This window comes from Corynebacterium sp. MSK047, assembly GCF_030232285.1.
GTDB classification, from domain to species: domain Bacteria; phylum Actinomycetota; class Actinomycetes; order Mycobacteriales; family Mycobacteriaceae; genus Corynebacterium; species Corynebacterium jeikeium_D.
Genome location: NZ_JASPJI010000003.1, coordinates 39,193 through 57,465, shown reverse-complemented (window position 1 = coordinate 57,465; position 18,273 = coordinate 39,193). Strand labels below are relative to the sequence as shown.

At 59.0% G+C, this 18,273-nt stretch carries 15 protein-coding genes; 4 read left to right on the top strand and 11 right to left on the bottom strand.

Going from position 1 to position 18,273, the window contains the following annotated elements:
- Positions 1 to 326 precede the first annotated feature (326 nt).
- The 6 genes from QP981_RS01670 to rho form a co-directional block, all read right to left on the bottom strand.
- Positions 327 to 776, bottom strand: a complete 450-nt coding sequence (locus QP981_RS01670; protein WP_005509564.1) for a Cg1360 family ATP-synthase-associated protein — start codon at positions 774 to 776, stop codon at positions 327 to 329.
- On the bottom strand, positions 773 to 2,005 hold the full coding sequence (locus QP981_RS01665) for an MraY family glycosyltransferase (RefSeq protein WP_284856910.1): 1,233 nt from the start codon (positions 2,003 to 2,005) through the stop codon (positions 773 to 775). The genes QP981_RS01670 and QP981_RS01665 overlap by 4 nt, the downstream gene beginning before the upstream one ends.
- A gap of 82 nt (positions 2,006 to 2,087) precedes the next feature.
- On the bottom strand, positions 2,088 to 2,744 hold the full coding sequence (locus QP981_RS01660) for an L-threonylcarbamoyladenylate synthase (protein ID WP_005509411.1): 657 nt from the start codon (positions 2,742 to 2,744) through the stop codon (positions 2,088 to 2,090).
- Positions 2,745 to 2,781: 37 nt separating this feature from the next.
- A complete protein-coding gene (gene prmC, locus QP981_RS01655) occupies positions 2,782 to 3,726 on the bottom strand; it encodes a peptide chain release factor N(5)-glutamine methyltransferase (RefSeq protein ID WP_070429333.1) in 945 nt (314 codons plus the stop codon).
- Positions 3,713 to 4,786, bottom strand: a complete 1,074-nt coding sequence (gene prfA / locus QP981_RS01650) for a peptide chain release factor 1 (protein WP_005509382.1) — start codon at positions 4,784 to 4,786, stop codon at positions 3,713 to 3,715. The genes prmC and prfA overlap by 14 nt, the downstream gene beginning before the upstream one ends.
- A gap of 66 nt (positions 4,787 to 4,852) precedes the next feature.
- A complete protein-coding gene (gene rho, locus QP981_RS01645) occupies positions 4,853 to 6,805 on the bottom strand; it encodes a transcription termination factor Rho (protein WP_049172046.1) in 1,953 nt (650 codons plus the stop codon).
- A 515-nt stretch (positions 6,806 to 7,320) separates the two neighbouring features.
- Between rho and QP981_RS01640 the strand changes: the two genes are divergently transcribed.
- Positions 7,321 to 9,039, top strand: coding sequence for a long-chain fatty-acid--CoA ligase (locus QP981_RS01640; protein WP_284857343.1), 1,719 nt, complete (start codon positions 7,321 to 7,323; stop codon positions 9,037 to 9,039).
- 45 nt (positions 9,040 to 9,084) lie between these two features.
- Here the strand turns inward: QP981_RS01640 and thrB are convergent, their stop codons facing one another.
- The 4 genes from thrB to argS all read right to left on the bottom strand — a co-directional run bounded on the left by thrB (position 9,085) and on the right by argS (position 14,479).
- Positions 9,085 to 10,011 carry a homoserine kinase gene (thrB, locus tag QP981_RS01635; RefSeq protein ID WP_005509404.1) on the bottom strand — a complete coding sequence of 309 codons (927 nt, stop codon included), beginning with the start codon at positions 10,009 to 10,011 and terminating at the stop codon, positions 9,085 to 9,087.
- A complete protein-coding gene (locus QP981_RS01630) occupies positions 10,012 to 11,346 on the bottom strand; it encodes a homoserine dehydrogenase (RefSeq protein ID WP_070858445.1) in 1,335 nt (444 codons plus the stop codon). It abuts the gene before it with no gap.
- Complete coding sequence (gene lysA, locus QP981_RS01625) at positions 11,343 to 12,761, bottom strand: diaminopimelate decarboxylase (RefSeq protein ID WP_284857344.1); 1,419 nt, start codon at positions 12,759 to 12,761, stop codon at positions 11,343 to 11,345. Before lysA ends, QP981_RS01630 begins: the two co-directional genes overlap by 4 nt.
- Positions 12,762 to 12,826: 65 nt before the next feature.
- Positions 12,827 to 14,479, bottom strand: coding sequence for an arginine--tRNA ligase (gene argS, locus QP981_RS01620; protein WP_069358828.1), 1,653 nt, complete (start codon positions 14,477 to 14,479; stop codon positions 12,827 to 12,829).
- A gap of 213 nt (positions 14,480 to 14,692) precedes the next feature.
- On the opposite strand from argS, the gene QP981_RS01615 reads away from it, so the two are divergent.
- The 3 genes from QP981_RS01615 to QP981_RS01605 are packed head-to-tail and all read left to right on the top strand — an operon-like array spanning position 14,693 to position 17,747.
- Positions 14,693 to 15,481 carry a (Fe-S)-binding protein gene (locus QP981_RS01615; protein ID WP_070595721.1) on the top strand — a complete coding sequence of 263 codons (789 nt, stop codon included), beginning with the start codon at positions 14,693 to 14,695 and terminating at the stop codon, positions 15,479 to 15,481.
- Positions 15,481 to 17,028, top strand: a complete 1,548-nt coding sequence (locus QP981_RS01610) for a LutB/LldF family L-lactate oxidation iron-sulfur protein (RefSeq protein ID WP_101687633.1) — start codon at positions 15,481 to 15,483, stop codon at positions 17,026 to 17,028. The genes QP981_RS01615 and QP981_RS01610 overlap by 1 nt, the downstream gene beginning before the upstream one ends.
- Before the next feature lie 2 nt (positions 17,029 to 17,030).
- Positions 17,031 to 17,747, top strand: coding sequence for a LutC/YkgG family protein (locus QP981_RS01605; RefSeq protein ID WP_016422443.1), 717 nt, complete (start codon positions 17,031 to 17,033; stop codon positions 17,745 to 17,747).
- 16 nt (positions 17,748 to 17,763) lie between these two features.
- Here the strand turns inward: QP981_RS01605 and QP981_RS01600 are convergent, their stop codons facing one another.
- The gene (locus QP981_RS01600) at positions 17,764 to 18,168 is read right to left on the bottom strand and encodes a hypothetical protein (protein ID WP_016422442.1); all 405 of its coding nucleotides are present in this window, start codon (positions 18,166 to 18,168) and stop codon (positions 17,764 to 17,766) included.
- Between the last annotated feature and the right edge of the window lie 105 nt (positions 18,169 to 18,273).

Sequence of the window (18,273 nt, the reverse complement as noted above, 5' to 3'; positions counted from 1 at the left end):
CGGTGCGAAGGACGTCATTTAACGTGTCGCGCCGCGGATTCCATTCGCTCATCAGCACGGCGCTCACGGGGACCGTACCTGTGGAAATGATAGTTATTTCGCTACAGGCCGTCTTACCCGAAACTCAGGATAACAGTTCTGACTCATTTTCCCCACCCGGTACACCCCCGCGTTTCCGACCCCGAATCCAACAAAGAGGCCGACCCCCGCTGTGGGTTTCGGCCTCTATTTGTGGCATCTTCTGCACAAACTGGACAATATGCTTATTACCTGCGGTTTTAGAAGCGTATTGCAGCCTCTCAGCAGGTCAACAAGTTATTAACGAGCTATTCGTCCTTCATTGGTTGCACATAAGTGAGGTTAGATTGCGACATTCCCCACACTTCTGCACCGAGTGTCACCATCAGAGTGAGTACAACAGTGACGAAGAAAGTCATGTTGTCATAAAACTCAAGATTTCTAATAACAACCAGGACACCGATTAGTACGACAATCTTCAACAACCAACCACCCAGTACAACGGCAAGCGTAACGGACGGCGAAGTTCGAGCAGTAAAGAGGATGCCTAGAACGGTAAGCAATACGAAGCTTCCGCTAATGCCCGCTCCAAGGAGTACGCCCCAGACACCGGGCATACCGTTTTTGCCACCCCAGACCAGCAGCGAAAGCACGGTAATCACAGCGAGCGCGATTGCGCCCGAGCGAGCAGCAGCCAGCAGCGGTCGCCGCGAATCATCGTATTTAGACTCGGGCTCCGGAGTTGTTTTTTCAGTCACGGTCGAAGATTGTACCTTCTGCGTCCACGTCGACGTCTTATAACCTGCCGGACCCCACTTCCACTTCTGGGACGCGCTCCCCTTGAACGGTCGTCGGCAAGCGCATTGCGACGACGGAGGGTGAAGACAACCGCGATGATAAGCAGGACCCCGAAGGTGAGAGCGACGAATTCAAAGGGGAAAATGGTGGTGGCAACGGCGGCGTACGCGACGACCGACACCCATAGGTAAAGCACTAGCACCACGCGGCGATGACTGTGCCCCATCGACAAGAGGCGGTGGTGAATATGCATTTTGTCGGGTGAGAAAGGTGACTTGCCCTGACTGACGCGGCGAACGACAGCGAGAAGTAGGTCTAGCATTGGCACGCTAATTGCTGCGATGACGACCACAATCGGCGAGATTAGAGCGATGACGTCAGCGGTGCCGTACATGGAGGGCGCGATGCGTCCCGACGCCGACACCGATGCAGCAGCGAGCAGCAAACCGATCATCATGGCGCCGGAATCGCCCATGAAAATGCGTGCGGGTTCGAAGTTGTGTGGCAAGAAGCCCAGACAAGCGCCGAGGAGACACGCGGAAATCATCGCGGGTGGATAGGCAGAGACAGTACCGCCTTGGTCATGGAGCATGACCATCGAATAGACAAGGATTGCAGCTGCGGCGATCATGCCGAGTCCAGCTGCGAGGCCATCGATGCCGTCAACAAAGTTGAAGGCGTTAATCAATGCCACAGTAAATAGGACAGTCAAGACTGTGGACATGATTGGATCGAGAATGAGCGTGGCGCCGCCACTGAACGGGATATAGAGCAGATACCAATTGACGCCCATAAATGACATCAAAAGTGCCGCCGCGACCTGCCCCACCAACTTCGTGAGGGCATCTAAGTCAAAGAGGTCATCCCAAATACCGACGATTAGCAAGAGCGACGCGGCCGCTACAACTGCCCTCATATCTGGAGTCATGGGCGGAAAACCACGGTTGAGAGCCGGCATCACCGAGGCAAGGGCGATAGCTGCGACCACCCCGGAGTACATCGCCACGCCTCCGAGCCTGGGCTTCGGAATATCGTGGACATCGCGCGTGCGGGGCGCATCCAACCAGCCCGAGCGGACCAGCACATAACGCACCACTCCAGTGAGCAAATAACTGACAGCAGCGGAAACTAAAACGAGCATGGCGAGCTCGCGGATGGGCACACCTGCCCCACCCGACTGGGCTGCCAATAAGCTCATGTCCGCCACTAGGTACTACTCACCCACACAATCGCTGCAGATACTAAACAGGAAAAGCCTTAGGTAGACAAGACTACTGCCCCAGCAGTCGCTCGGGCGTAGTACTCAAAACCTCGGCAACCGCCGCTGCTGACACAGCGCCTTCGCGCAGAATCCGCGGCACTGGAGTCGAGATATCGACAATCGTCGATGGGGTGCCAATCGTGGCTTCGCCGCCGTCGACGTAGACAGCCGCTTCCCCACCCAACATCTGCTTGGCACGCACGGCATTGGTGGCCGGTGCCTGGCCGGAGATGTTCGCACTGGACACGGCCATCGGACCGGTGCGGCGCAGAATCTCGATAGCAATTGGGTGCAGCGGCATGCGCAGCATGACCGTACCCGCGGTATCACCAAGGTTCCACGGCAAGCTCGGCGCCTGGTTCACAACCAGCGACAGTCCGCCCGGCCAGAAAGCCTCCACCAGCGTGCGAGCAGCTGGCGAGTATTCGCGGACGAGCCCCTCAATCGTGTTCCAGGAACCCACGAGCACCGGTACCGGCATATCCGGGCCGCGGTGCTTGGCACGCAGCAAGGAGGCAACGGCCTGGTTATCAAAGGCATCGCAGCCAAGGCCGTAGACGGTATCGGTAGGCATAACGACCAGCCGTCCTGCCTTCACTGCATCTACTGCTGCTGCAATTGCGCGTTCGCGGTTTTCATCTGTGCTGCAGTCCATAATCCTGCTCATCAGATTTGTGCTCCTGCTTCAAAGTTTGCTTTTAAGATCAATTTTTGCGTCCCACCGTAAAACGGTCACGGCCCGCAAAGTCACGGTGGACCTCTACATCAGCGTAATCCCAGGTGTCCTTTAGCAGTGAACTGACATCGTCTCCTGAAGAGTCATCGTGCTCGATGCCGATGACTCCACCCGGCCGCACCAGCGCATCCACTAGGTTCATCATAGGTCGAATGACATCTAGCCCATCGTCGCCGCCGAAGACCGCAGAGTGCGGATCAGCTCTCACTTCGGGGTCAACTTCGGTGTCTTCGGGCACATATGGAGGGTTGGACACAACAATGTCGGTCTCGCCTACCCATTCTGCGAGCTCAGCGCCATCATCAATCAGCTGAACATCCGTGACATCGCCAGCAATCAGACGCACACGCCCATCGCCGTACGTCTCGATATTCTTCGCAGCCCACGCCCGTGCCCGCTCAGAGAGCTCCACAGCCACCACGTCCGCTTCGGGTACGGCATCGGCGATCGCCAACGCCAACGCACCGGATCCAGTACACAAGTCAACGATTTTCGGCTTGACGACGCCACTTGCGACCAGTTCACGGGCTCGATCGATTGCCCACTGCGCAAGCAGTTCCGTCTCCGGACGGGGTACAAAAACACCGGGCCCAACCTGTAGTTCCAGGCTCATCATCGGCGCCGTACCGAGGATGTGCTGCAGTGGCTCACGCGCCACTCTGCGGGCCAGTACCTCGGCCAGATACTTGCGACCGTCCTCATCGGTGTACGGTTCGTCTCCGCGGAAGATGATGTCTGCCGGTCCCGCATTGATAGCAGCTGCAATTAGCGCCCGCGCGTCGGCATCCGGAGAAGCCAGCGCCGCGTCGTCAAGCGTGCGACGCGCATAGCGAAACAGCTCGCCGAGGGTACGGACGGAATCCGGTAACGTCGGCGAGCTATTTTCTGCGGGCGTGGGGCTACTCGGCTTCAAGACGCTCAGCGCGCTCCGCGTCGTGGAGGGCCTTGAGCAGGTCATCCATGTCGCCGCCCAGCACCGAGTCCAGGTTGTGAGCCTTGTAACCGATGCGGTGATCGGAAACGCGGTTCTCCGGGAAGTTGTAAGTGCGGATGCGCTCGGAGCGATCCATGTTGCGCACCTGAGACTTACGCTGGTCAGAGGCGGCCTCGGCGATCTCCTCCTCCTTCATCTGCTGCAGTCGAGCAGCAAGGACCTGCATAGCGCGGGCCTTGTTCTGAATCTGCGAGCGTTCCTTCTGACAGGTAACAACGAGACCAGTCGGCAGGTGCGTCAGGCGAACGGCGGAGTCAGTGGTGTTAACACCCTGACCGCCCTTACCGGAGGAGCGGTAGACGTCGACACGCAGATCCTTTTCATCAATCTGGATGTCTTCGACCTCGTCGGGCTCCGGGTAGACCAGCACACCAGCGGCGGACGTCTGAATACGGCCCTGAGATTCGGTAACCGGCACGCGCTGCACGCGGTGGACGCCACCTTCAAACTTGAACACGCTCCACGCACCGTCGCGGGACGGAGTCTTAGCTCGGATGGACATAGTCATGTCCTTCACGCCGCCGAGATCAGACTCGGACAGACCGAGAATCTCGGTGGTAAAGCCGTGCTTTTCTGCATAGCGCTGGTACATGCGAGCGAGCTCACCTGCGAAGAGCGCAGCCTCCTCACCGCCGGCACCGGACTTGAGCTCCATAACGATGTCATCGCTGTCGTGCGGATCTCGCGGAGCCAGCAGGTCGGCGAGCTTTTCCTCGAGTTCCTCTGCCTCGGCAGCGAGACGCTCAGCCTCAGCTGCGAACTCGGAGTCCTCGTATGCCATCTCGCGAGCTGCTTCCAGGTCATCCTGGACCTCAGTCAGCTTCTTGTGAGTCTGAATGACCGGCTGCAACTCATTGAAGCGCTTGCCGACCTTACGGGCAGCCTTCGGGTCGTTGTGCAGCTCGGGGTCAGCCAGCTGCGCCTCGAGCCCGTGGTATTCGGAGAGAATGTCGTCAACTGCGGAAACCTGATTAGCCATTGAATATTCCTTCAGATTGTGATGGGTGAAATGCTAGTAGGTGCTGTGGTTTGCGGCTAACCCCAGCTAAAGCATGTCGTCCACATCAACGTCGGCGGCCATTGGTGCAGAAGAAGCCACCTGCATCAGGAATTCCTTATTGTTCCGGGTCTTCTTCAGCTGCTTAATCAACAGGTCAATAGCAGCCTGCGACTCCAGCGCGGAGAGGATGCGGCGCAGCTTGTGCATAATGCGAGCCTCCTCCGTGCTGAGCAGCAGCTCATCCTTACGAGTACCCGACGGGTTGACATCCACTGCCGGGAACACGCGGCGCTCGGAGATTTTACGGTCGAGCTTCAGCTCGGCGTTACCGGTGCCCTTGAACTCCTCGAAGATGACGGTATCGCCTGCGGAGCCGGTCTCCACCATCGCGGTGGCGATGATGGTGAGGCTGCCGCCTTCTTCGATGTTTCGGGCAGCACCCAAGAAGCGCTTCGGTGGGTACAGAGCGTTGGAGTCCACACCACCGGAGAGGATTCGTCCCGATGCCGGCGAAGAGTTGTTGTACGCACGGCCAAGGCGGGTAATGGAGTCCAGCAGTACGACGACGTCCTGCCCCTGTTCCACCAGACGCTTTGCACGCTCAATAGCCAACTCGGCCACTGCCGTGTGATCTGACGGCGGGCGGTCGAAGGTAGAAGCAATAACCTCGCCACGGACACTGCGCTGCATGTCGGTGACTTCCTCCGGGCGCTCGTCGACAAGCACGACCATCATGTAGCACTCGGGGTTGTTCGTCGCGATAGCGTTCGCGATGTTCTGCAGGATCGTGGTCTTACCGGCCTTCGGCGGCGAAACGATGAGCGCACGCTGACCCTTACCAATCGGCATAATCAGGTCGATGACGCGAGTGGTGAGGATCTTCTGCTCGGTCTCCAGACGCAGGCGACGGTTCGGGTACAGCGGGGTGAGCTTAGCGAAGTTCGGCCGCTGCTTTGCCTGCTCCGGATCGATGCCGTTTACAGTTTCGACCTTGACCAGCGGGTTGTACTTGCGGCGATTACGGCCGTTGCCATGAGTGACCTGGCCCGAGCCATTCTCACGCGGCATGCGGACCTGACCAGTGACGGCGTCGCCCTTGCGCAGACCGTATTTACGAACCATTTGCGCGGACACCAGCACATCGTTAGAGCCCGGCAGGTATCCGGACGTGCGCACGAATGCGGTCTTGTTATCTAGCACATCGACGATGCCAGCCACCGGCTGGAGAACGTCATCCTCGCGGATCTCGTCCTGACCGCCGTGTCCCCCACCGTTGTTATCGCGTCCGCGACGGTCGCGGCGATTGCGACGGTTGCGGCGGTTACGGTTGCCACGACCGTCATCGTCATGGTTATTGCGGTCGTTATTGCGATTGTTGTTGCGACCGCGGCGGTTGTTGCGGTTGCCGCGGCCTTCATCGTCGTTGTCTCGATCGTGGTTGTTGCGATCGTTGCGGTTATTACGGTCGTTGCGATCACCGCGGTCATTACGATCATTACGATCGTTGCGATTGTCGTTGCGATCACCGCGGTCGTTGCCGTTATCGGAATCGTCGCGGCTATCGTTGCTGCGATCGTCCTGATTCTCCTGCTCGCGCTGACGAGCACGGTTACGACGATTTCGACGCTGCTGAGAACGGGACATCTCCTCGCGACCATCCGCGTTGGCGTCGTCTCGCTTGTCGTTGCCCTTGTCGCTCTTGTCGGCGCTCTTACTGGAACCCTTATCCGCGCTTTCCGACGGCGATTCCTTGGCATCCTTCGCCTTGGAGCCGGTATCCGCAGCCCCAGCCGCAGCCTTCTTCGCGCGAGATTTCCGAGCTGGAGCGGAACCAGCAGCCGGGGCACCATTCTTAATGGCCTCAATCAGCTCATGCTTGCGCATGGCGGAGATGCCGCGAATGCCCTTGCTGGAAGCGATTTCACGCAGTTCTGCCATTCGGAGGGCCGCAAGATTCTCTGGGCCGCCTGCCGTGGCAGTGGTGTCCGTATCGGTCACGGATGTCCTTTCATCGACCTTCCCTGCAGTCACTCTCTACAGGGGGCTATGTCATTGACACTTTTTCGCTCTTACTGCCCGCCACCGCGTGTGCTCCGTCGTCGAACCTTTACCACGTGCGGAAAAGTAGCCGCAGCTGACGGGAAACTATCGAAAAAGCCAGGCAAAAGACCTCGACGTTGAAACTAAACCGAGGCATCTTGCCTACATTATTTCCGCATCTCAAACCCGAGCGTCCGGGCTGAAGATGGTTAGGAAATTTTAGGTCCACAGCACCGCAAGACTATGTAGTCGCACTACTGATTTATGTGTTTTCAATGTCACGTTGCGCCATCGCGTTGTGTGAACAACTGCGAAGGTCAACGGCATGCGGAGTACATGAAGAAGTACGTATCTAGCCGCGTATTGAAAACGACCTATTGCCCAAGGATAGTCACCAAATAGTCAGGTAGCAACACTAGTTCTCACCTGCGTTTCGCTAGGTCGCGGGGCTGTGAGTCGGTACTGTAGAGCTCATGCGCAGTACGATGCCTCATATTCCTCTCAATATCGCTCAGATTGTGGAATACGGTCGCACCATTCACGGTCGGACTCCGGTGACCTCCTGGAACAGTGACGGCCCCGAGACCACCACTTTTGCCGCCATCGCCGCACGCGCTAGTGCGCTGGCACATGCACTTCGCGATGAGCTCGGCATCGACGGGGATCAGCGCATCGCTACCCTGATGTACAACTGCGCCGAACACTTCGAGGTCTTCCTCGGCGTCGCCTCCATGGGCGCGGTGTTCCAGCCGCTGAACAAGCAGCTCATGCCGGATCAGATTGTGCACATTATCAATCACGCCGATGACCAGGTCATTATCGCGGACCCGACCGAGATCGAACTGCTCGCCGAGGTTCTTCCCCACTGCCCGCGCGTCCGCGCTGTCATCATTATCGGTATCGGTGATCTGTCCGACGTGGCTGAGCAACTGCCAGATGGCATCCCGTGGTACTCCTACGAATCGCTCATCGACGGACGCCCCAGCCGCTTCGACTGGCCTGAGCTCGATGAAAACTCCGGTGCAGCCATGTGCTATTCGACGGGCACCGAGGGCGCACCTAAAGGTGTCGTCTACAGCCACCGTTCGCTGTACTTGCACAGCCTGAATATGCGCACCACTGACTCCTTTGCCATTTCGCATGGAAACCCGTGGCTTTGCTGTGTGCCCATTTACCACGTCCTGTCCTGGGGCGTGCCGCTGGCCTCCTTCATGTGCGGGGCATCGCTGATCTTCCCCGGCGCGGACCTGTCCGCACCGCGTCTGGCAGAAATCATCGAAACCTCAATGCCGCGCGTAGCTCAGGGCGTGCCGACGCTGTGGATTAACCTCATGGCGCACTACCTCAGCAATCCTCCGAAGCGCATGAGTCTGCAGGAGATTTTCTCGGGCGGTTCCCCTGTCCCACCTGCACTGATTCGGCTATGGGAAGAGCGCTACGGTGTCGATGTCATCCACTTCTGGGGCATGACCGAGACTTCGCCTATCGGTACCGTGGCACGACCTCCGTACGGCGCCTCCGGTGAGGCCCGCGAACGCTACCGTGTCAGCCAAGGGCGTTTCCCGGACATCATGCAGTTCCGCATTGTTGATGACAACGACCGCGTGCTCGACCTGCATGACCGCAACCAGGGTGAGCTGCAGGTGCGCGGCAACACGGTCACCGGAGGCTACTACAGTTCTCCGGAGGCTCAAGATGGAGGCACCGCGCACTTCTTCCGCGGTGCGGAGGTCGACGAGGCTAGCGAACAGTTCACCGAGGACGGGTGGCTCCGCACTGGCGATGTCGGCTCGATTACTCACGACGGCTACCTGACTATTCATGACCGTGCTCGCGATGTCATTCGTTCCGGTGGCGAGTGGATCTACTCCGCTCAGCTGGAAAACTTCGTAATGGAAAGCCCACAGGTGCTCGAGTGCGCGATTATCGGCATGCCAGATAAAAAGTGGGGTGAGCGCCCGCTGGCCATTACGGTGCTGATGCCGGAAGTTGAACCGAGCAAGGAGACCGCTGAAATGCTCCGCGATGAGCTGCGGCCAAAGCTGCCAAAGTGGATGCTGCCGGAGTACTGGGCCTTCGTGGACTCAATCGATAAGACCTCAGTGGGCAAGTTCGACAAGAAAGACCTGCGCTCGCACTTGAGCGCAGGTCAGTACAGCATCGTGAAACTGAAGGGGCCGGGCGAAAAGTAGGTGGCAGGCTAAGCCACTGGCTCGGCACCTGGCCGCAGCGGCGGCTTAGCCGTCGACCACGACCTTAACCGGCTCACCGATTCCCAGCTCCATGACCTTGATGCCAGCCTCGCGGGCATCGTCCAAGATCTTCTCATCTACTGCAGTAGTTCCCAGAACCATACAGGTCGGGCCAGCACCCGAGAGGAATGCCGCGTAGCCACGGTTGCGCAGGCGGTTGACCCACTCTGCGGTCACCGGCAGCACGTCGGAGCGGTACGGCTGGTGCAGGCGATCTCGCGTTCCCTCCCACAGCAGTTCCGGGTGGGACTGCAGCGCTGCGGTCATAACCGCAGTACGGGAGACATTGAAACGAGCGTCGACATGCGAAACATCGCTCGGCAGCACCTGACGGACTGCATTCGTGGAGGCGTGGAATGCCGGTACGAGTGCGGTCGCCTGAATGGACTCATGCACCGGAATGCTCACTGCTCGGTACTGAGGTGCGGTGCGACCATCGACAGGCTTGTCAGTCCAGCTGACCACTGCCCCGCCGAGAACGGATGCGCCAGCGTTATCCGGGTGGCCCTCGAAGACCGAGGATTCCTGGATCACCTGGTCGTCGGTAAGCGGGAAGCCCGCCAGACCGTTAGCGGCAGCGACACCGGCGACGGCGGCGGCTGCGGAAGAGCCCAGACCGCGCGACTGCGGAATGGTGTTGTGGCAAATAACCTTCAGCCCCGGTGCCTCGACACCTGCGGCACGAAGGCCCGCGCGAATCGCGCGCACAACCAGATTAGATTCGTTGCGCGGCAGGTCAACTTCGCCCTCGCCGTGAATTTCAACGACGACACCGGACTCGATGACCTCGACCTCGACGATGTCGTAGAGCGCAACTGCTAACCCCAGGGTGTCGAAGCCCGGGCCCAAGTTCGCTGACGAACCTGCAACCGTGACGGTGACCTTCTGACCCGGGAAAAGCTCCTGTGCCATTTAGATATCCATTCCTTCGATACGAATGACGTTGTTGACGGCCAAAACCGCGTCGTTGGCGCGCAATTCATCGACCGTTGCTTCCAAATCCTTCTCCAGTGCCTTGTGGGTCACGATGACCAGGCGAGCGCCGTTGGCGCCCTCTTCCTGGCGGACGGTGCGCAGGGAGATGTTGTGATCAGAGAAGGTGCGAGCGACATCGGCAAGCACTCCGACACGATCATCGACGTGCAGGTCGATGTGGTAGCGGGTGCGAACGTCACCGAAGTCGAGAATCGGCAGGTTAGCGTAGGTGGAATCTCCCGGTGCGCGACCACCGTGGACAATGTTGCGAGCAGCTGCAACGAGGTCACCGAGCACTGCGGAGGCGGTCGGATTACCACCAGCGCCGTTGCCGTAGAACATCAGGCGACCAGCGGCCTCGGCCTCAATGAAGACAGCGTTGAAAGACTCACGCACAGTTGCCAGCGGGTGACGACGTGGAATCAGCGCTGGGTACACGCGGGCGGAAATGGACTCCTTGCCATTTTCGTCCGTAACCCGCTCACAGGTAGCCAGCAGCTTAATGGTGCAGTCGGCACTCTTGGCGGCTGCAATGTCGTCAGCGGTGATCTCGGTAATACCCTCACAGTGAACGTCATCAGCAGTCACGCGAGTGTGGAATGCCAGGCTGGCCAGAATAGCTGCCTTGGAAGCGGCATCGTGGCCCTCGACGTCTGCAGTCGGGTCGGCCTCGGCGTAACCCAGGCGGGTGGCCTCTGCCAGCATCTCGTCGTAGTCCGCACCGGTGGAGTCCATCGCATCAAGGATGAAGTTGGTAGTGCCGTTGACAATGCCCATGACCTTATTGACAGTGTCACCGGCCAGCGAACGACGGAGCGGACCGACGACCGGGATAGCTGCCGCCACAGCTGCCTCAAAGAACAGGTCGACACCCGAGGAATCGGCAGCCTCAGAGAGCTCCTCACCGTGTGCGGCGACGAGTGCCTTGTTGGCGGTCACGACCGACTTGCCGGCACGCAGTGCCTCCAGCACAACGCGACGTGGGTAATCAATGCCGCCGATGACCTCGACTACCAGGTCAACGTCCTCGCGCTGAACCAGCGAAAAAGCATCGTCGGTAAGAAGATCCTGATCCACATTCGGACGCGGCTTGGTCTTGTCGCTCACAGCAATACCAACGACCTCGACCGGTCCGCCGATGCGGCGCTCGAAGTCCTCAGCCTTCTCGTTGAGCAGGCGGTAAACCTCAGTACCGACTGTGCCAAGACCTAAAATAGCGACACCAACTTTGTGGCCCTCGCCCTTTCCAGGATTATTCGTTGCGGCAGTCATCGTGGCGTTTCACACTCCAGGCTTAGTAAGTCTTGTACGGTTTCTCGTCTTAATATTTGGGTCACTTGACCATCGCATACCGACACTACTGGTGGTCGCGTCAGCATGTTGTAGCGGCTGGCCATTGCGTAACAGTATGCCCCAGTAGCAGCGAGCGCGAACAGATCACCCTCGACAATGTCGTTCGGGTAGTTCGCATCGTTAATCAGAATGTCTCCCGATTCACAGTGCTTTCCGACGACGCGGGTGGGAATCCTGGAACCGGACACCTCGCGATTAACAACGCGACCATCATAGTTCGAGCCGTAAAGCGCCGGACGAATATTGTCGCTCATGCCGCCATCGACCGATACGTAACGACGGGTCATGCCGTCATCGATGGTCACATCCTTCAAAGTGCCCACTTCGTACACCGTGACCATGGACGGGCCAACGATGGCACGACCTGGTTCAACAGCCACTGTCGGAGTCGCAATGCCGATACGCTGCGCAAGCTTGTCTACGGCAGTGAGGATCTCGTCGGCAAGCGGAGCAACGTCGAGGGGCTGCTCGCCTGCGGTGTAGGCGATTCCGAAACCGCCACCGAGGTCGAGGGTGTTGAAGTGTTCCGAGATTTCAGTGCCGTGGCGTTCGACCAGCTTTTCCACCAGTGAGAACACGCGCTCGGCGGCGAGAATGAAACCGTCGGAATCGACAATCTGGGAGCCGATGTGGCAGTGCAGACCAACCAGGCGCAGATTGTCGTCCTCTTCTACGAGGTTGGCAGCTTCCAGCGCCGAACCGGACGCGAGGGAAAAGCCGAACTTCTGATCTTCATGCGCAGTAGCAATGAACTCGTGGGTGTGCGCTTCCACACCGGGCTTCACGCGAACGAGCACGTCCTGCACCACGCCTGCTTCAGCCGCCACCTGGGACAGGCGACGCAGCTCCGAACGGGAGTCAAGCACAATCTTGCCCACGCCAGCGGAGATAGCATCACGCAGCTCAGCGGTGGACTTGTTGTTGCCGTGGAAGGTCATGTCCTTGGCTGGGAAACCCGCCGCCAGAGCGATAGCCATCTCGTTGCCCGAGGCGACATCGAGATGCAGCCCCTCCTCCATTACCCAGCGGGCAATGGTCTTCGACAGGAAAGCCTTGGATGCGTAGTGGACATTCTCCGCGCCGCAGAAGGCCTTGGCCATCGAGCGGCAGCGAGAGCGGAAGTCCTGCTCATCGACGACAAAAACCGGAGTGCCAAACTCCTTGGCAATGTCGACCAGGCTCACGCCACCAATTTCCACCGAGCCGGGATTCTCTTCGTCAGCGCCCCGACGACGGGCGGTAGTTGGCCAGACATGCGCTGGTAGTTCATTAAATTGGGTGGAGTCGGGTCGGGTGTAGCCACCCAGTTCGAAACCATTGCCGTCGATAGGCACGAAACAGCTCTCTTTCTCCGTTACCCGGGCGGAGCAACGGGGTGTAGTTTTACGGGCGCGTTCGACTACATGCGCTCAGGTGCAGTAACACCGAGCAGCTGCAGAGCATTGGCCAGCGTCTGGCGGGTAGCCTCAGCCAGGCCGAGACGAGCACGGTGTAGCTCGGATACCTCTTCGTCTGCCTTTGGCAGGATCTGGCAGGTGTCGTAGAAGCGGTGGAAGACACCGGCAAGCTGCTCAGCGTAACGGGCAATGCGGTGTGGTTCCCGCAGGTCAGCAGCAGACTTGATGATGGCCGGGAACTCACCGATAGTGCGGATGAGCTCACCTTCGCGGTCCTCTACCAGCAGGGAGAAGTCAGCGCCTTCGCTGGTCACACCGGCCTCTTCGGCACGGCGACCGATTGAGCACAGACGAGCGTGACCGTACTGGACGTAGTAGACCGGGTTGTCGCTGGACTGCGAAGCCCACAGCCCCAGGTCGATATCCAGGCTGGAGTCCACGGAGGAACGGATTAGCGAGTAGCGAGCAGCATCGACGCCGATTGCCTCAACCAGGTCGTCCAAGGTGACCACTGTGCCCGCACGCTTGGACATCCGGACAGCCTTGCCGTCGCGTAGCAAGTTGACCATCTGACCGATGAGCACCTCGACGCCATCGGCGTTGTAGCCGAGCGCTGCAGCGGCCGCGCGCAGACGCGCGATGTAGCCGTGGTGATCGGCACCCAGCATATAGATGCACAGGTTGTGGCCGCGGTCGAACTTGTTCTTAACGTATGCGATGTCACCTGCGATGTAGGCTGCGTCGCCGTCGGACTTGATGACCACGCGGTCCTTGTCGTCACCGTAATCGGTGGACTTCAGCCACCATGCGCCGTCAGCTTCGTAGAGCTTGCCGTTTTCCTTCAGGGAATTGACAGCTGCTTCTACCTGACCGGACTCGAACAGCGAGTTTTCGTGGAAGTAAACGTCGAAATCGGTGCCGAACTCGTGCAGAGACTTCTTGATGTGCTCGAACATCATGTCCACGCCGATGGCGCGGAAGTGCTCCTGGACCTCTTCCTCAGAGCCCTCGAGTGCCTGCGGGTTCTTCTCCAGCACAGCAGCGGCGATGTCCTGGATGTACTCTCCGCCGTAGCCATCTTCCGGAGTCGGCTCGTTGCGAGCGGCTGCAACCAAGGAGTCGGAGAAGCGGTCAATCTGGCGACCGTGGTCATTGAAGTAGTACTCGCGAGTGACCTTGGCACCGGTGGCAGACAGGACACGACCGAGAGCGTCACCGACTGCTGCCCAGCGAGTACCGCCCAGGTGGATCGGCCCGGTCGGATTCGCGGAGACGAACTCCAGGTTCACGTCGAGGTTGGAGTTGAAGTCGGCATGACCCCACTTCTCCCCCGCTGCCAGGACGTCCTCGACGATCTTGCCCTGGGCATCGGAGGCCAGGCGGATGTTAATAAAGCCCGGGCCTGCGATGGTTGCTTCATCGATGCCCTCAGAAGCGCCGAGCGCTGTGGCAATTTCAGTTGCCAAGTCACGCGGCACCATGCCGACGCGCTTGCCCAGCTGCATGGCGATATTGGTTGCATAGTCGCCGTGCTCAGGGTTACGCGGACGCTCGACGGTCGGGTTTTCCGGCACGATAGAGACATCGGCATCGTGGGCAGTCAAAACCTCGACGGTGACTTTTCGGACTAGTACAGCAAGATCAGCAGGATTCACGATTGCCTATCCTATTAGGTCAATCGCAGTCGTGGAAACATCAGCCACCAAAAGATTGATTTGAGGGGTATCTGCAGGCCACCGCGTCCGGCTGTCCTACACCGCTTTCACGGTCCAGCCGAATTCAGGTTGAGAACAGATTTAATCCGGGGCTAGGCGTAGCATTCAGGTAGGAAATTATTGCCTTACCCCTCAACCCTTTTTGGAGCGACCGTGAAAGTAGCACTTTTCGCGACCTGCATCGGGGACATGATGTTTCCAGATGCAGTGAGTGCGACCGCCAGAGTTCTCACGCGCCTAGGATGCGATGTGGTCTTTCCACCACAACAAACCTGCTGCGGCCAAATGCACGTCAACACCGGGTACCAGAAGGAAGTCCTTCCTCAGCTGGACACCTACGCTGATGCTTTTGCAGATTCCTCGATTGATTACGTTGTCGCCCCGTCCGGTTCCTGCGCCGGCGCCGTTCGCCACCAGCATCCGATGATTGCGGGCCGCTACGGTACCCGTGCCCAAGTCCACGCGGCACAGGCCTGCGCGAACAAGACGCTGGATCTCTCCGAGTTCATCACCGATGTCGCTGGTGTGACTGACGTCGGTGCTTACTTCCCCCACTCAGTGACCTACCACTCCACCTGTCACAGCTTGCGGGTACTCAAGGTGGGTGACCGTCCGTGGCGGCTGCTCAGCGCAGTCGATGGAATCGATCTGCGCGAGCTGCCCGGCGCGGCGGAGTGCTGCGGTTTCGGCGGCACCTTCGCGGTGAAAAATGCGGAGACTTCCGCTGCAATGGTTGCCGACAAGACAGCCAATATCCGCGCTACGGAAGCGGAGTTCGTCACCGCTGGCGATGCTTCCTGCTTGCTCAATATCGGTGGCGCGCTGCGTCGCCAGGACTCTGGCGTGCACGCCATCCATATGGCCGAGATTCTGGCCTCCACCAAGGAGACCCCGTTTGATGTGCACAACCGCCAAGAAGCTTCCCTGCGAGGTGAACAGTAATGGTCGCAGTTAACGTCGGCATGCCAGCCCTTCCTCCCCGCGCGCCGCACAACGTCGGGCATCTGCGCGGTACGCGCGGGTTCACGGCCGCAGCGCACGAGGAGCTCAAGAACACTCGCATGCGCGAAAATGTCGGTCATGCCACGCGTTCGATTCGTCAGAAGCGCGCGCATGTCGTAGCCGAGAAGAATGACTGGGAGCAGCTGCGGCTCGCGGGCAGCCACATCAAGCGCGATGTTATGGCGCGTCTGCCGGAACTGCTGGAGCAGTTTGAAGAGTCAGTTACGAACGCCGGCGGTCACGTCCACTGGGCGCGCGATGCCGCCGAGGCAAACCGCATCATCACGGACTTGGTGAAAGAGACCGGCGAAGAAAAGGTCGTCAAGATTAAGTCGATGGCCACACAGGAAATCGGCTTGAACGAAGCGCTTGCCGATGCCGGCATCACCGCCCGCGAAACCGACCTGGCGGAACTCATCGTTCAGCTTGCCGACGACATGCCGAGCCACATCCTGGTTCCTGCTATCCACCGCAATCGCGAGGATATCCGCGAGATCTTCCTCAATGGAATCCCAGGAGTCGACCCGGATTTGAAAGCCAATCCGGCCGATCTGGCCGAGGCATCCCGTAAGTTTCTGCGCGAGCAGTTTATGGAGGCCAAGGTTGCGATTTCCGGCGCCAACTTCGGTGTGGCCGAAACCGGTACTGTGGCCGTCGTCGAGTCAGAGGGCAACGGCCGTATGTGTCTCACGCTGCCGGAAACACTGATTTCGGTGATGGGTATTGAGAAGCTGCTTCCCACCTTCCAGGATCTGGAAGTGTTCTTGCAGCTACTGCCACGGTCGTCGACAGGCGAGCGTATGAATCCCTACACCTCTCTGTGGACGGGAACGACCGACGGCGACGGCCCGAAGAATTTCCACATTGTGTTGCTGGACAATGGGCGCTCGGCCACTCTTGCAGATCCGATTGGGCGTGAAGCGCTGAAGTGCATTCGCTGCTCGGCATGCCTGAATATCTGCCCTGTTTATGAACACGTGGGCGGGCACGCTTACGGTTCGGTCTACCCGGGCCCGATTGGTGCGATTTTGTCCCCGCAGCTCACTGGCATGGATTCCTACGATGATCCGAATGCTTCGCTGCCCTATGCGTCCTCGCTGTGCGGGGCTTGCTTTGAGGTCTGCCCGGTGCGAATTGACATCCCTGCGGCACTGCTGGAGCTGCGTCACCGTAAGGTCACGGAGCACCGCCCGCCGGTGGAGGGCAAGCTGTTTGCCACGCTCGGGTTCATCATGGGCAATCAGAAGCTGTGGAACATGAGCGCAAAGATGGCCTCCCTCGCCCGCGTACTCGGTTTGAAGGACGGCGAGATTCACGCTCTGCCACTCTTCCTCAGCGGGTGGTCGGATGCGCGTGATACCCCAGTTCCGCCGAAGAAGCCGTTCCGCTCACTGTGGGGTTCGGAGGATTTCTCGACACAGCTGGCGCGCGAATCGGCGCATCAGGTACCGACCAAGATCAATGGCCAAAGCGAAAAGGAGTCCTAGCGATGACCAACTCTGGCGCCAAAAACGACATTCTCGGCCGCATCCGCAACGCGCAGAAGATTGCCTTTGAGGGCCGCGATTTAGCCTCTGACGTGGGCATTATCACCGGCGAGCCCGGCGCGCACTTCTCCGTTCCACGCGACTATGAACGAAGCTCGGAGCTGCCCCACAAGGACATCGTTTCGCTTGCCGACGAACGCATCGCCGATTACAAAGCCGATGTGCGCCGTTGTGGCAGCTCGGCAACTGAAATCAATGACGCAGTGAAGAAGGCTATTGCGGATGTTGGGGCCTCGCTGATTGGTATCCCCGAGGGCTTGGACCGCGACTGGGTTGCGGGGCTTGGCTCTGGCGAGACTGCTGAAGGGGCGACCGAAATCCGCGTCGATACCGGTTTCAACGCCCGCGAACTGGACGAACTCGATGCCATTGTCACCAGCTCTGCGGTTACCTGCGCGGAGACCGGCACCATTTTCCTGGACGGCTCCGCTACCTCCGGGCGCCGAGCCCTGACCTTGGTGCCGGATAAGCATATTTGTGTCGTCCCAGCAGAAACGATTGTCTCTGGCATTCCGGAGGCCATTTCCCGCCTGCGAGAGGTTGACCCCACGGCTCCAATCACTATGATTTCCGGGCCTTCTGCGACCTCGGATATCGAGCTTTCCCGCGTCGAAGGTGTCCACGGCCCGCGCACCTTGATTGTGATTATTGCTGGGTAGGGGCGAATACTCCCCGTTATCGCCCTGGCCAGTACCTTTTGACTGACACGAATAGCATCACCGCTACCGCCACGATTGTCACCGCAGCGGTAGCGCCAACATGGTGCCGCGGCACATTTGATGCAACTACCAGCACAATAACCAGCGCAAGGACTGCAGCCCAACCTTGTCGCGCCCTTTTATCCCATTTGAAGGCATTGTCCTCCCAGTCCGGGTCAAAGACCCCTTCCCTATTGCGGTAATCAAAAACGAACTGAACCGCGATTAGTAGCAACACACCGGGAAAAATCCACTTAGTTGTCAATCCCGCCCATGCAATGACTCCGATTAAGAACCCGAAAATGGCAGCATAGATAACTGCTTGTCCCCATACTGCACTAGGGCTTTTGGGTCTTTTCAGCGCAACTTCGGTTTCCGTCATAGATTCCAGGCTAAACCTCAAATCGAAGCTCCACAGCGGTTTCAACCAAACCTCGGAATATTGACATGACAACAATGCGTTATGGAAAATGAAACAACCTAGCTA

What these genes read in the sequence shown, in the direction of transcription:
- QP981_RS01660 (WP_005509411.1), bottom strand. Translation starts at nt 2,744, where the DNA reads ATGAGCAGGATTATGGACTGCAGCACAGATGAAAACCGCGAACGCGCA.
- prfA (WP_005509382.1), bottom strand. Translation starts at nt 4,786, where the DNA reads ATGGCTAATCAGGTTTCCGCAGTTGACGACATTCTCTCCGAATACCAC.
- QP981_RS01640 (WP_284857343.1), top strand. Translation starts at nt 7,321, where the DNA reads ATGCGCAGTACGATGCCTCATATTCCTCTCAATATCGCTCAGATTGTG.
- thrB (WP_005509404.1), bottom strand. Translation starts at nt 10,011, where the DNA reads ATGGCACAGGAGCTTTTCCCGGGTCAGAAGGTCACCGTCACGGTTGCA.
- QP981_RS01630 (WP_070858445.1), bottom strand. Translation starts at nt 11,346, where the DNA reads ATGACTGCCGCAACGAATAATCCTGGAAAGGGCGAGGGCCACAAAGTT.
- QP981_RS01610 (WP_101687633.1), top strand. Translation starts at nt 15,481, where the DNA reads ATGGTCGCAGTTAACGTCGGCATGCCAGCCCTTCCTCCCCGCGCGCCG.
- QP981_RS01605 (WP_016422443.1), top strand. Translation starts at nt 17,031, where the DNA reads ATGACCAACTCTGGCGCCAAAAACGACATTCTCGGCCGCATCCGCAAC.
- QP981_RS01600 (WP_016422442.1), bottom strand. Translation starts at nt 18,168, where the DNA reads ATGACGGAAACCGAAGTTGCGCTGAAAAGACCCAAAAGCCCTAGTGCA.